The sequence below is a fragment of the Oceanicaulis sp. UBA6590 genome (genome assembly GCF_002433705.1).
Taxonomy (GTDB): Bacteria; Pseudomonadota; Alphaproteobacteria; order Caulobacterales; family Maricaulaceae; genus Oceanicaulis.
On the sequence record NZ_DJIQ01000003.1, the window covers coordinates 38,524 to 52,318 of the forward strand.

A 13,795-nucleotide genomic window follows, 5' to 3' on the forward strand; every position below is an offset into this window, starting at 1 on the left:
TGCCCCGCAGAGGCAAATGAATTCCCATTTAACCGGCTGGCGAGCGCAGCTCAGACGGCCAGTTAATCAATAGGATCATGCTCGGCGACCCAGTGCCCCGGCGACACCTCGAGCAATTGCGGCCGGTACTGTTCCGCATCGGGATCATCGATCAGCTTGGACTTCATGAAGCGCAGCTGGGCGCGGCTGTCGAGCGGGCTGGGAAGATCCCCGGTCAGCTTCAGGCGCTCCCTCGTCTTCTCGATCTCGGGATCGGGGATGGGCACGGCGCTGATCAGCGCCTTGGTGTAGGGATGGCGCGCATCGGTGTAGATCGCCTCGCGGTCGGCCAGCTCCACAATGCGGCCCAGATACAGCACCATGACCCGGTGGGACACTTCGCGCACCACGGACAGGTCGTGCGAGATGAACATCATCGACAGGCCGAAATCCTTCTGCAGACCGATCAGCAGTTCGATGATCTGGGCCTGGATGGACACGTCGAGCGCTGACACCGCCTCGTCGCAGATCACCAGCTTCGGTTTGAGGATCATGGCGCGGGCAATACCGACGCGCTGGTTCTGACCACCCGACAGCTCATGCGGATAGCGGTTGATCATGTTCGGATCGAGCCCGACCCGCTCCATCATCGCCTTGACCTCGGCCTCACGCTCCTTGGACGACATGGTCTTGCGGAAGGTCAGCATGGGTTCGGCGATCGATGCGCCGATGGTCATGCGCGGATTAAGCGAGGCCAGCGGATCCTGGAAGACGATCTGCAGATCCTCGCGGACCTCTTCCAGCGCGCGCGGCTTCATGGACAGAAGATCCTTGCCGATCCAGCTCACTGCGCCCGCGCTCGCCGGCACAAGGCGCAGGACGGCGCGCGCCAGCGTGGACTTGCCGCAGCCGGATTCGCCCACGATCCCGAGCGTCTCGCCTTCCTTGAGCTCGAAGCTGACGCCATCGACGGCCTTCAGCGGCTTGGTCTTGGGAAACAGGCCGCCGCCCACCACGACCGGGAAGTGCACCTTCACGTCATCGGCCACCAGAAGCGGCTTGTCCTCGCCGATCGCTTCGCGCGGCGGCAAGGCTTCGTGACCCGGCTTGTCAGGCTGGTCAATGCGCGGCATCGCATCCAGAAGCATCTGGGTATATTCGTGCTTGGGAGACCGGAAGATGTCATAGACATCGCCGCCTTCCACGTATTCGCCGTGCTTCATCACCTGCACGCGGTCAGCCATGCGCGCCACAACGCCCATATCGTGCGTGATCAGGGCGATGGCGGCGCCGGTTTCAGCCTTCAGCTCGTCCATGATGTCGAGCACCTGGGCCTGAACGGTCACATCAAGCGCCGTGGTCGGCTCGTCCGCAATGAGCAGGTCAGGCTCACACAGCATCGCCATGGCGATCATGACGCGCTGGCGCATGCCGCCGGACAGCTCGTGCGGGAACTGCTTCAGGCGACGCGCCGCTTCAGGAATGCGGACGCGCTCCAGCCAGTCCAGACACCGTTTGGTCGCCGCCTCGCCGCGCAGATCGGTGTGGATCTTCAGCACTTCCTCAAGCTGGGCGCCGACCCGCATGTGCGGCGTCAGCGAGGTCAGCGGATCCTGGAAGATCATCGTCATGGACTTGCCGCGCACCGCGTTCAGCTTGGACGGCGGCAGATTCAGGATTTCCTGACCGGAATACCTGATCGAGCCTTCCGCCTTGCCGTTTGACGCCAGCAACCCCATGGCGGCGAGAAAGGTCTGGCTCTTGCCGGACCCGGACTCGCCCACCACGGCCAGGCATTCGCCCGGCGAGATTTCCAGATTGACCCCGCGAACGGCGTGAACTTCTCCATCCGGCGTATCAAAACGCACATTGAGATCGGAGACCTGAAAGATCGGCGCAGTGGTGGCGGACAAGACTATGGCTCCAGAGGCAGAGACTTCGATGGAAAGTCATGCACAATAGCTATCGTGCGCTTCAACGCCAGCGCGCTCGGCGCCGTCTGTTCAGGGCGGGCACACCCGGGAGCTTACATGCCGCCTCGCAGTTTTCCCTCAGGTCTCTCCACACAAACGCTTTTTGATGCGCTGCCGGACCCCTGCATTCTGCTGAACGCGACCAGCGAAATCGCAGGCTGGAATGCTGCGTTCGAGCAGGAGCGCTCACGCTGTCCGGACCTGCCCAGGCTTTGCGAAGCAGCCATACCAGCCACGCCCGGCCCGTCATTGACCGTGCAGGCGGATGATGGTTCGACCTATCAGGCTGAACTGGCCCCCCTGGGCGCTGACGGCCTGAGATTGCTGCGTTTGCAACGCGTCGATCCGGGCGCTCGCCAGATCGAATTCCTGCGCCGCTTCGGCGCCAGCGCCGGGCATGACCTGCAGGAACCTGTGCGCAAGATGCTCGCTTTCTCGAGCCTCCTGTCAAAGCGCTATGATGAAGCGCTTGATGCAGACGGCGTCCAGAGTCTGGACTTCATCTCTGACGCCGCCCAGCGCATGCGCACCCTCATTCAGGCCTGTCTTGCCTATATCGAGGTCGCGACACGCCCTCTGAAACACGAGACGGTCGCACTCGACGTGCTTCTGGCGGAGGCCCTTGAGGCGCAGTCAGACCTCATCAGGACGGCCGAGGCGCATCTGACGGCTGCCTCGCTGCCTGTAGTGAGCGGGGACCCGGCGCTGCTCAAGCCAGTGCTTGAAGCGCTCATCGACAATGCCCTGAAATTCCGACGTGGGCCCGGCGTGCAGATCGCCATCAGCGCCAAACGTGAGGGCCACCACCACCGAATCGAGGTGCGTGATGACGGGATCGGCGTTGATCCGGCGCTCGCCGGCAAACTCTTCACCCCGTTCGAGCGTCTGCATCCGCGCGAGACCTATCCGGGCGCAGCCCTGGGTCTGGCGCAGGCGCGCCTGATCCTCGAGCGCCATGGCGGCAAGATCTGGCTCGAGCCCGGTGCGGGTGAAGGGGCCTGCTTCGTCTTCACCCTGCCGGTTTCAGAGTAAGGGGAAGGTTCAGCCTTCCGCCTTCTTCTCCTCGATGATCAGGTCCATGGAGACCGTGAAACGCTCGTCCGGCGACACGACCGAAGCCACGCCTTCAGGTGCGGTTTCAGCGCGGACGATCTCGCCCGCGCTTGTCACCGCCATCAGATCCTCGGCGGTTTCACCAATCAATTCGGCCACTGCGCCAGCGCCCTGACCGGAGATGGTTAGCGTGTTGGCGGCGGTCTTCATTGACACCTGGGCTTCGGACTTCACCTTGCGGGCGGCGGCGAGAATCTGGACGAAGGCTTCGCCCTCTTTCTCGAACGCGCCGGCCGGCGCCTGATCGGCGGCCTTCGGCCACATGCCGCGAGCATGGACAGTGGACGGCATGCCCTCGCGATCGCCGATCATCACGTCGTAAAGCGCATCGGTGACATAGGGAATGAAGGGCGCGAACAGGCGGATCAGCGCATCGGTGGCGTGCCACAACGTATGGACCGCGGACAGCTCTTCGCCCTCAGGCTTGCCTTCAAACCGGGTGCGGCGTTTGACGATCTCGAGATAGTTGTCGCAATAGGTGCGCCAGAAGAAGTCTTCCACTTCGCGCTGGGCGGCGGCGTACTCGTAATTTTCGAACGCCTCGGTCGCCTTGGCGATGGTCTGGCTCAGCTCGCCCAGCAGCCATTGATCGAGCGGATGAGAGATCACGCCGCTTTCAATGTCGCCCTTGGGCGTGGTCGGGTTGAGCACGCCATGGCTCTCGGCGCCTTCAAGGCTCATCGCGGCGAGCTTGGCGGCGTTCCACAGCTTAGTGACCAGACGCTTGCCCTGCTTGAGGGTGTTCGGCGACAGCGCTGTGTCCTGCCCCAGACGCGAGGTGCCGGTCCAGTAACGGACCGGGTCCGTGCCGTATTCGTCCAGCATCTTGATCGGGTCGATCACATTGCCCTTGGACTTGGACATCTTCGACCCGTCTGACGCCAGGCACCAGCCCGAGATCGCGATATTGGACCACGGGACGGTGTTCTCGTGATGGAGCGCCTTGACGATGGTGTAGAACGCCCAGGTGCGAATGATCTCGTGCGCCTGCGGACGCAGCGCCATCGGGAACTGGCGGCGGTGGGATTCGATATCGAGGGCGTAGTCCTCGTTGATCGAGCGGGTGTTGAGCTGCGGGCTGACCGAGGAGGTCGCCCAGGTGTCCATCACATCGCGCTCGCCCTCGATCTCATGGGCTTCATAGCCCTGGGGCAGGTCCGTGGTCGGATCGACGGGCAGCTGGTCCTTGGTGGGGACAATGATCTGCCCTTCCTCGCCCGGGCGCTTGGAATACCAGACGGGAAGCGGCACGCCGAAATGGCGCTGGCGCGAGATCGACCAGTCCCATTTCAGACCCTCAACCCAGCTTTCAAAACGCTGGCGCATATAGGCCGGACGCCAGGTGATCTCGCGCCCCTTCTCAAGGATCTGTTCCTTGAAATCGAGGGTCCGGATGAACCATTGCGGGGTCACGATGATCTCAAGCGGCGCACCGGAGCGTTCCGCGATCGGGATCACCTGATGGGTGGTTTCCTGCTTGAGGACGAGATCGCGCTCCTTGAGCATCTCAAGGATGGTTTCCTTGGCCTTGGCGGCTTTCAGGCCCGCCAGCGCCGCCATGGTCGCCTTGGCGCTCTCAAGATCGAGGCTCGGCCAGTCATCCGTGCCGATGGGCAGCTCGTCGATCATCTTGCCCGCCTGGTCGATGACGAGGCGCAAGGGCAGCTTGTGGGTGCGGTACCATTGAATGTCGGTGACATCGCCAAAGGTACAGCACATCACGATGCCGGTGCCCTTTTCAGGATCGACCGTGTCCTCGGCATAGATCTCGACGGGCACGTTGTAGAGCGGGCTGATGGCGCGCTTGCCGATCAGTTCACCCGCGCGCGGGTGATCGGGGTGGATCATCAGGCCGCCACAGGCGCCGATCAGTTCAGGGCGCGTGGTGGCGATGATCGCCGGCTCGATATCCTCACCCTCAATGGCGAAGGGAATGTAGTTGAGCTTGCCTTCGCGCTCGGTCTCTTCAACCTCGGCCTGGGCGATGGCGGTGCGGTCGGCCGGGTCCCACAGGGTCGGCTCCAGGCGACGCTCCAGCAGGCCCTTGTGATAAAGGTCCAGGAAGGACATCTGGCTCACCGAGCGGCTCTCGTCGGAGATGGTCTGATATTCCCGGCTCCAGTCCACCGACAGCGCCAGACGGCCGAACAGGTCGCGGAATTGCTGCTCGTAAGGCGGGATCACCTCCTTGCAGAGCGCGACGAATTCCTCGCGCGACATGGTCCCGCCGCGCACCTTCTTCACCTTCTCCACCAGCCGCTCTGTCGGCAGGCCGTTATCGTCCCAGCCGATCGGATAGAGCACATTGCGACCGCTCATCCGCATGTAGCGGGCCATGATGTCGGCCTGGGTGTAGGAATAGACGTGACCCACATGCAGCGCGCCCGACACGGTCGGGGGCGGCGTGTCGATCACATAGTCGGTGTCCGCCGGCGCGTTCGGATCCCAGACGAAGGCATCGTCCTTGGCCCAGCGGGCCTGAAGGGCGGCTTCGGAAGCTTTGGCGTCGTACTTGTTCGGAAACGGTTTCATGAGGGCGGACCGATATCTTGGATGAGAGGCGGAAGGGAGGCTGGTCTTAGACGATTTTTTGCTGACGCAAAAGGCGAGCACAGCTAGCGTGGCGCCCTGACAATCGCGAAGCGCCCCGGCCAGCCAGGATTGTCCCCAGGCGCGCCGCTTCGAACGGATGATCCGACGCGCCGTCCTCTCGCTCTCGCGGCAGGCTGACGCAGCGCTTCGATACAGGAAGACCAATGGCTTACGACTATATCGAAACTGTGCGCGACGATGCGGTCCTGACCATCCGCATGAACCGGCCCGACGCGCTGAACGCGCTGATCCCGCCCATGCTGGAAGAGTTGATCGAGGCGCTCCATCGCGCCGAGAACGAAAACGGTCCGTCAGTCCTCATCATCGAGGGCGCGGGCCGGGCCTTCAGTTCGGGCGTGGATCTCAAGGTGCTGTCCGGCGCCAAGCCGAAGGCGGGCCGGGTCGGCTCGGTGTTTGACGAACCGGCGAGCCGTCTGATGCAGGCCGTGCGCGCCAGCTCCAAACCCGTCATCGCCAAGGTGCATGGCGCCTGCTTCACCGGCGCGCTGGAGTTCGCGCTGCATTGCGACTTCATCCACACCACCACCGACACCAAGTTCGGCGACACCCACGCCAAGTTCGCCATTCGCCCCACCTGGGGGATGAGCCAGACGCTGGTGGATGCGGTGGGCCTGCGTCGGGCGAAGGAAATTTCCTATTCCGCGCGGACATTCTCGGGCCAGGACGCCTTTGACTGGGGCCTCGCCAACGCCTGTTATGACAGCAAGGACGCGCTCGACGAGGCCGTGGCCGCCCTGGCGAAAGACATTGCGGCGAACGATCCTGCGACCGTCGCCGCCTACAAGACGCTGCATGCGATCGCCGAAACCCATGACGTGCCCGCAGGGATCGCGGCGGAAGGCGCGAAGGACTTCCCCGAGATCACCGACACGCTGAACCGCATTGGCGGCTTCCTGCGGGTGGTGAAGTAGGACAGGTTTGCTTCTGACTTTCACGTCATCCCGGCCTTGAGCCGGAATCTGGTGACAGCGTCTCTGTTATCAGAACAGAGTGATTGCGGCAGATCCCGGATCGCTTCGCGTCCGGGATGACACCCTTGAAGAAATTCAAGCCATCAAGGCCTGCTCGAGATCGCCCAGAATGTCATCGGCGTCTTCCAGGCCGACGGACAGGCGCACCAGACCGTCTGAAATGCCGTAAAGCGCACGCTCTTCGGCGCTGTAAGCGGAATGGGTCATTGAGGCCGGGTGCTGGATCAGGGTTTCCGCATCCCCGAGGCTGACCGCGCGCAGCGCCAGCTTCATGGCGTTCATCATCCGCACGCCCGCCTCGAACCCGCCTTCGAGCTCAAAGGCGATCATGCCGCCGAATTGCTGCATCTGGGAACGGGCTAGCGCGTATTGCGGCCCGTTTTCAAGCCCCGGGTACGCCACCTCGCGCACCTGCGGGTGAGCGCTGAGCCAGCGGGCCACGGCATCCGCGGTCTGACTGTGACGCTCCATCCGCAGGGACAGGGTTTTCAGCCCGCGCAGGATCAGCATGGCGTTGAACGGCGACAGCGCCGCGCCAGTCATGTCCTTGAGGCCGTAAAGCCGGACGCGTTCCATGACCTCGGCGGAGCCCACGGCCATCCCGGCCACCAGATCGCCATGACCGCCAAGGTACTTTGTGGCCGAGTGCACCACCACATCCGCGCCGCGCTCGATGGGGCGGGTGATGAGCGGCGTGGCGTAGGTGTTATCGACCACGCACATGGCGGAATGCGCGCGCGCCACCGCGGCGACAGCGGCAATGTCGACGAGCTTCATGGTCGGGTTGGCGGGGGTCTCGAAATAGACGACGCGCGTCTTCTCGCTCATGGCCGAAATCACGGCGTCGATGTCGCTCATGTCCACATGGCTCACCTTGATCCCGAAGCGCGACAGTCCGTGATTGAGAAAGGCGAAGGTGCAGCCATACAGGGTCTTGTCCGCCAGGATCTCGTCGCCCGGCTCCAGCAGGCTCCAGAGCACAGAGGTGATCGCCCCCATGCCCGACCCGAAGCTGACGCCCGCTTCGGCGCCTTCAAGATCGGCGATGCGCCGCTCAAGAAGATCGAGCGTTGGGTTTGAGATGCGGGTGTAAAAGTGAGCAGGCTGCTCGCCGGAAAACGCGGCGCCCGCATCCTCGACCGTTTCGAAGGCGAAGGTCGAGGACAGATGGAGCGGAGGGACCAGCGCGCCCCCTTCTTTGGCCGGCTCATAGCCCGCATGAATGGCGCGGGTGGAGAAGCCGGGTTTGCGAGTGATTGGCGCTGATCCGTCCACGTCGTCATCCTCCCTGACTGACGGAGACAGAATACGCGCAAGGACGCAGAAGAGGCTTGCCATTTCAGCCCCTGACTGTATCCATATTGGCAGAATCTGCTAAAATAGCACCATGGACAGCACGGATCGACGCCTTCTCACCGCCCTTCAGCAAGACGGGCGCATCACCAATCAGGCCCTGGCCGACCAGATCGGCCTGTCGCCCTCACCCTGTCTGAGACGGGTCCGCGCGCTGGAAGAGAGCGGGCTGATCACCGGCTATGCGGCGATCCTGGATCGCGACAAGGCGGGCCTGCCCATTACGGCCTTTCTCAGGATCAAGCTCGCCAATCACGCACCGGCGACCGTCGCCGCCTTCGAGAAAGCCATTCTGCGGCTCGATGAAGTGCTGGAATGCCACCTCACCTCAGGCGCAGAGGATTATCTGCTGCAGGTCGTCGTCGACAGCCAGTCCGGCTATGAACGCTTCATGCGCGAGCGCCTGCATCCCGTGCCGGGCATCGCCGGCATAGAGACCAGCTTCGCCTTCGGCACGGTCAAGCGCACGCCCGTTCTGCCGCTGGACTAGGTCCTAGACGGGCTCCAGCACCACAAGCCGGCATTTGTGGACGTGGTAATCCGCCTCGTCCGCCTCGCGGATCTTCGCCTTGCCGGAGGCCTCGAGTTTCTTGAGATAGTCCGCGTACTTGTCTTCATCCCAGACATCTTCGTGGACGGTCGCAACGATCCCGCCGCCGGGACGGGTGATGCGCACCAGCTCGTCAAAGCCCTTCGGCCCCACATGGGCGTGGGTGAAGGCGCCGACGCAGATGATCGCGTCATAAGCGTTATCGGGATAGTCGAGCGTCTCGGTCATGTCCGCCTCGCGCAGATCGTCATAGACCTCCTTGCGACGCGCGACGGTAAGCATGTCGGGCGACAGATCCATGCCGTCCACATTCTGATAGCCGCGCTTGTTCAGCTCGACCCCGGCCAGGCCCGTGCCACAACCTGCGTCCAGGATCCGGATGGAGGTGTCGGGCAGAAGCGCGCGCAGCTTGTCGCTGGCGACGGCAGGCGCGACATAGCCCATGCCCTCGACCGTATCGTCATCATAGTTTTCGGCCCAGTCCTTGTAAGCATCCCGCGTTTCTTCAGGATCGCCGCTCAAATTGTAAATTCGATTCAGAATCTCATTTTCTGATTTCATGACTCTTTCTCGCCCTGCTGCCGTTGCGAATACTTATAGCGGATTCCATGAACTGGATCCAATGAACCCTCTTTGTCATTATTTTCTTATAGGTTTTCTCATTCGAAGAATTTTCATATGAATTTTTCTTGTCAGCGGCTTCACCGGATTTGCCGCGGATTTCGCCAGCCCCATGATCTGGAAGGGTGACAGCGCCCCGACGCTCGGCTAACGGCTAAGCCATGTCTGCACCGCTCCTGACCCTGACCGATACGCACCTCACCTTTGGGGCGACCCCGTTGCTCACCGGCGCCGATCTCATCGTGCGCGAGAACGAACGCATCGGCCTCGTGGGGCGGAACGGATCGGGCAAATCCTCTTTCCTGAAGATCGCGGCCGGGATCATCGAGGCGGATGGCGGCGAGCGCTTCGTGCATCCCGGCTCCACCCTGCGTTATCTGCCCCAGGAGCCGGACCTGACCGGCTATGACAGCGTCATCGCCTATATCCGCGACGGGCTCGCCCCGGGCGACGACGCCTATCGCGCCGACTATCTGGCTGAGCATCTGGGTCTTGATCCCGAAGCCGACCCGGCGACCCTGTCAGGCGGCGAGGCCCGCCGGGCGGCGCTGGCGCGGACGCTCGCGCCCCAGCCCGACATCCTGCTGCTGGATGAACCGACCAACCATCTCGACCTTCCGGCGATTGAATGGCTGGAAAGCGAGCTCAACAGCCATCGCGGCGCGCTGGTGCTGATCAGCCACGACAGGCGCTTCCTCGAGAACCTCACACGTCAGACCCTGTGGATCGATCGCGGCAAGACGCGGCGTCTCGATCGCGGCTTTGCGCATTTCGAGGCCTGGCGCGACGAGGTGTTCGAGACCGAGGAAATGAAACGCCACAAGCTCGAGCGTCAGATCGCGCGCGAGGAAGACTGGATGCGCTATGGCGTGACAGCGCGCCGCAAACGCAATGTGCGCCGCGTCGGCGAACTGCAGGCGATGAAGTCGGACCTGAAGAACTGGCGCGGCCCGCAAGGCGCGGCCAGCCTGTCGGTCAGCGAGGCGGACCGGTCCGGCAAGAGCGTCATCGAGGCGGATCGCATCTCCAAGAGTTATGACGGTCGCCCGATCTTTTCCGACCTCTCCATCAAGATCGCCCGCGGCGACCGGATCGCGCTGGTCGGCCCCAATGGCGCGGGCAAGACCACGATGATCAAGGTGCTGACCGGCCAGATCGAACCGGATGCGGGCGCGGTGAAGCTTGGCACCAATCTCGAGATCGCCAGCCTCGACCAGCGCCGCGCCGCGCTCAAGCCCGACTGGACCGTTGTCGAAGCCATCGCGCCCGGTGGCGGGGAGCGCATCGAGGTCGCCGGAACCGTCAAGCACGTCCAAGCCTATATGAAGGACTTCCTGTTCAGCCCCGAACAGGCGCGCACGCCGGTCCATGCCCTTTCGGGCGGGGAACGAGCGCGATTGATGCTGGCGCGGGCGCTAGCTTTGCCGTCCAACCTTCTGGTGCTCGACGAGCCGACCAACGATCTTGATCTTGAAACGCTGGATCTCCTGGAAGAGCTGATCTCGGACTATAACGGCACGGCGCTTCTGGTGAGCCACGACCGGGACTTCATCGATCGCACCGCCACCGCCACCATCGCCTGGGAAGAGGACGGGGTCTGGCGCGTCTATGCAGGCGGATATTCGGACATGGTCGCCCAGCGCGGCGAAGGCGTGAAAGCCCGAAAGGCGGCCGAGAAGGCCGAGAAGGCCGCGGGCAAATCCAAGGGCGAGAAGCCGAAGAACAAATCCGCCGGCAAGCTCAGCTTCAAGGACAAGCACGCGCTGGAAACCCTGCCCGGCGAGATTGAAAAGATCGAGGCGACGCTGGCCAAGCTCGAAACCGAGCTGGCGGATTCGACGCTCTTCACCAAGAACCCCGAGCGCTTCAATGCCGCCACGAAAGAGCATGCGCGTCTGACCGACGACAAGGCGGCCAAGGAAGAGCGTTGGCTGGAACTGGAAATGCTCCGCGAGGAGATCGAGGGGGGCTAGGCCTCTTCAAAAATTGAAACCCCGGCCAAGCGACGCGCAGAGCCGGGGCCTCGTGCAGGATAAGGCGCTCTTTGAGGAGGGAGGTCCCGGGTCTTCGCTATGCTCGCCCGGGGAATTCAGGCTTTTTACCCCGCCTTCACCGTCATCGCGCTGGCCGCATCAAAATTGCCCACGATCAGCTTGTCATAGGCCTTGAGCGCGCCTTCTCCGCCGCCAAATTCCTCTTCGGTGAAGAGTGTCTGGCCCGCTTCCACAAAGCTCATCCACGCTGCGCCGTAACGGCGGCCGAACTCTTCGCTCCCCCAGGCCTTCATCCGGTCACGCACATGATCGGGTGCAAAAAAGAAGACCGGTTTCGGCCCCGGCATCGCGCCCGGAGGAGCCGAGTTCTCCCAATGGGCGCCGCCCACACGGATATTGCCGATAAGATCATCGGCCAGCGTCTCATGGATCGCCTTGTTCACCTTGGAATCCCCCGCGAAGTCCACGATCAGGCGGCGCGGTTCGGGCTTGAAGCCGTTTATCTCGTCATAAGTGCTGATGACATCGTAATAGCCGGTGGATTTGACGAAACCGGCGTTACGGGCCGAGGTCAGCGCCTCGATTTTCACGCCCTCGGGCGGATTGGCGTGCAGCAGATGCGCCAGCGCCAGCGCGGTCTTGGACGAGGCGCTGGTGAGGGTGATCTGGCTCGCGCCCAGACACTCATGGTCCCGCAGATGCAGGTCGATCAGGAAGGAGGTGATGAAGAGCGGCTGCAGCACCATCTGAGCGGCTTCACGCTCGGGCGCATAGCCCGGATCGGCCTGGCAGCGCACATAGCGGTTATAGGCGCCCGCCAGCTCGGCGCGATGGGGCGAGACCTCGAGGAAAGACCCCGGCTTGACCCCATCCACGGTGAGCACCGCCTCATCCGCCGCCGGCCAGTAGCCATAGACCCGCTCGCCCGCCTCCAGACCCGGGGCCCGGCTCTCGACCACTTCGGCGAAGCCCCAGACCGGAAGTCGACCCGAGCCGTCCTCGGCCGGGTAAAAATCCCAATAGCGCATGGCGGCCCCGAATGCGGCATAGGTGATGTTGTTGGCGGTCAACGCGAAGCGCCGGATCGCAAATCGGGCTTGCCCGTCAGCCAGCTTCTGCGGCTCGGCCCTCACCAGCCTGGCGTCGGAAATATCGGCTTTGTTGATGGACAGCGCCCAACCCATGACGTCCTCCCTCGGCGCCCTTGCGGGCGCTCCCTATCCTTAAGAACTTCAGCTTGTCGCAAGATGGGCGGGAGGCCAAGCCCTACTCCGCCGCCTCTGTCAGCGGGGCGCCCGCGCGGAAGACCTGATCGCCAGCGGTGCCGAAGCGCACATGGCCGTCCTCGAGCTTGCCATACCGGATGGCGAACATGTCCTGCAGATAGTTCTGATAGGTGCGCCAGGGCGGCGTCGCTCCCTGTCGCGGCAGCGTGGGCAGGGCCCGCTGGACATAACCCGAAGAGAAATCGAGCAAAGGCAGGGTTTCCAGACCCTCAGGCGGGGTCGGCACCACATAATCGAGATTGCGCGCCTTCATGTGATTGATCAGGCGGCAGACCCGCTCGGCCGTCAGGTCCACTTTCAACGTCCAGGACGCGTTGGTGTAGCCGAAGGCCAGCGCCAGATTGGGGACGTCCGACAGCATCATGCCGCGATAGGTGACATGGTCGGGCGCCACGAAGGGCTGCCCGTCCACGGTGATATCCATGCCGCCGCCCACCTGCATCTCAAGCCCCGTTGCAGGGATGATCAGATCCGCTTCCAGCGTCTCGCCCGATTTCAGAAGGATGCCGTTCTCAGTGAAGCGCTCGATCTGGTCGGTGACGATCGAGGCTTCGCCCGATTTCAGGACATCGAAGAAATCGCCTTCCGGCGCCAGGCAGAAGCGTTGATCCCAGGGCCGATAGCTGGGCGAGAAATGCTTCTCGACGTCAAAGTCTTCGCCCAGCTGCTCCTGAATGGCCTTGAGCACGCCCTTCTTCACAAAGTCCGGCCAGCGCCGCGACATCTGGAAGATCAGGATCGCCTGCAAGACATTCTTGATCCGCGTCAGGCCATAGGCCGTCTTGGCAGGCAGGACCTTGCGCAGGAAATCTGCGGTCTTGTCCACGGATGGTCGCGCCGCGATATAAGTGGGCGAACGCTGCAGCATGGTGACATGGCTGGCCTTGTCGGACATGGCCGGGACAAGCGTCACCGCCGTTGCGCCCGATCCGATCACCACAACCCGCTTGCCCGCATAGTCATAGCCTTCGGGCCAGAGCTGGGGATGGATCACATCGCCCTTGAAGTCCGCCATGCCCGGAAAGTCCGGCATGTAACCGCGGTCATAGCGATAATAGCCCGAGCACAGGAAGACGAATTTGGCGGTATAGCGCTTGATGGCGCCGCTCTCGCCGACGGCGACCTCCACCGTCCAGCGGGCGTCTTCGGTGCTCCAGTGCGCGCCCACCACCTTGTGCTGATAGCGGATATTGGGAGCGATGCCCGCTTCTTCGGCGGTGTCGTTGACATAATTTCGAATGGAGGGACCGTCTGCGAACACCTTTCCGTCCGTCCAGGGCCGGAAGGCATAACCGAACGTGTACATGTCGCTGTCAGAGCGGATGCCGGGATAGCGGAACAG

General features: G+C 63.0%; 10 protein-coding genes. 4 read left to right on the plus strand and 6 right to left on the minus strand.

The genetic code is table 11. The annotated features are described in order from the left end of the window. Positions 1 to 62: 62 nt before the first annotated feature. Positions 63 to 1,892, minus strand: coding sequence for an ABC transporter ATP-binding protein (locus tag B2Z70_RS00955; RefSeq protein WP_009802034.1), 1,830 nt, complete (start codon positions 1,890 to 1,892; stop codon positions 63 to 65). Between the two features lie 117 nt (positions 1,893 to 2,009). Here B2Z70_RS00955 and B2Z70_RS00960 point away from each other — a divergent pair, with 117 nt between their 5' ends. Then, positions 2,010 to 2,984: a sensor histidine kinase gene (locus B2Z70_RS00960; protein ID WP_292980015.1), complete on the plus strand. Its 975-nt coding sequence runs from the start codon at positions 2,010 to 2,012 to the stop codon at positions 2,982 to 2,984. Positions 2,985 to 2,993: 9 nt separating this feature from the next. Here B2Z70_RS00960 and B2Z70_RS00965 read toward each other — a convergent pair whose 3' ends face one another. Beyond that, entirely contained in the window at positions 2,994 to 5,597 is a 2,604-nt protein-coding gene (locus tag B2Z70_RS00965) for a valine--tRNA ligase (RefSeq protein ID WP_292980017.1), read from the minus strand. A 224-nt stretch (positions 5,598 to 5,821) separates the two neighbouring features. On the opposite strand from B2Z70_RS00965, the gene B2Z70_RS00970 reads away from it, so the two are divergent. Further along, the gene (locus tag B2Z70_RS00970) at positions 5,822 to 6,589 is read left to right on the plus strand and encodes an enoyl-CoA hydratase/isomerase family protein (RefSeq protein WP_292980019.1); all 768 of its coding nucleotides are present in this window, start codon (positions 5,822 to 5,824) and stop codon (positions 6,587 to 6,589) included. 135 nt (positions 6,590 to 6,724) lie between these two features. Here B2Z70_RS00970 and B2Z70_RS00975 read toward each other — a convergent pair whose 3' ends face one another. After that, entirely contained in the window at positions 6,725 to 7,906 is a 1,182-nt protein-coding gene (locus B2Z70_RS00975) for a methionine gamma-lyase (protein ID WP_414690859.1), read from the minus strand. Positions 7,907 to 8,036: 130 nt separating this feature from the next. On the opposite strand from B2Z70_RS00975, the gene B2Z70_RS00980 reads away from it, so the two are divergent. Then, positions 8,037 to 8,492 carry an Lrp/AsnC family transcriptional regulator gene (locus B2Z70_RS00980; protein WP_009802039.1) on the plus strand — a complete coding sequence of 152 codons (456 nt, stop codon included), beginning with the start codon at positions 8,037 to 8,039 and terminating at the stop codon, positions 8,490 to 8,492. A 3-nt stretch (positions 8,493 to 8,495) separates the two neighbouring features. Here B2Z70_RS00980 and B2Z70_RS00985 read toward each other — a convergent pair whose 3' ends face one another. After that, on the minus strand, positions 8,496 to 9,113 hold the full coding sequence (locus B2Z70_RS00985; RefSeq protein ID WP_009802040.1) for a class I SAM-dependent DNA methyltransferase: 618 nt from the start codon (positions 9,111 to 9,113) through the stop codon (positions 8,496 to 8,498). Positions 9,114 to 9,334: 221 nt separating this feature from the next. Between B2Z70_RS00985 and B2Z70_RS00990 the strand changes: the two genes are divergently transcribed. Further along, positions 9,335 to 11,146 (plus strand): ABC-F family ATP-binding cassette domain-containing protein, encoded by a 1,812-nt coding sequence (locus B2Z70_RS00990; RefSeq protein WP_292980023.1) that lies wholly within the window; start codon positions 9,335 to 9,337, stop codon positions 11,144 to 11,146. A gap of 125 nt (positions 11,147 to 11,271) precedes the next feature. On the opposite strand, the gene B2Z70_RS00995 is transcribed toward B2Z70_RS00990, so the two are convergent. After that, positions 11,272 to 12,351, minus strand: a complete 1,080-nt coding sequence (locus B2Z70_RS00995) for a DUF2855 family protein (RefSeq protein ID WP_292980025.1) — start codon at positions 12,349 to 12,351, stop codon at positions 11,272 to 11,274. 82 nt (positions 12,352 to 12,433) lie between these two features. Next, the coding region (locus tag B2Z70_RS01000; RefSeq protein ID WP_292980027.1) for a flavin-containing monooxygenase at positions 12,434 to 13,795 on the minus strand (1,362 nt) is incomplete at its 5' end.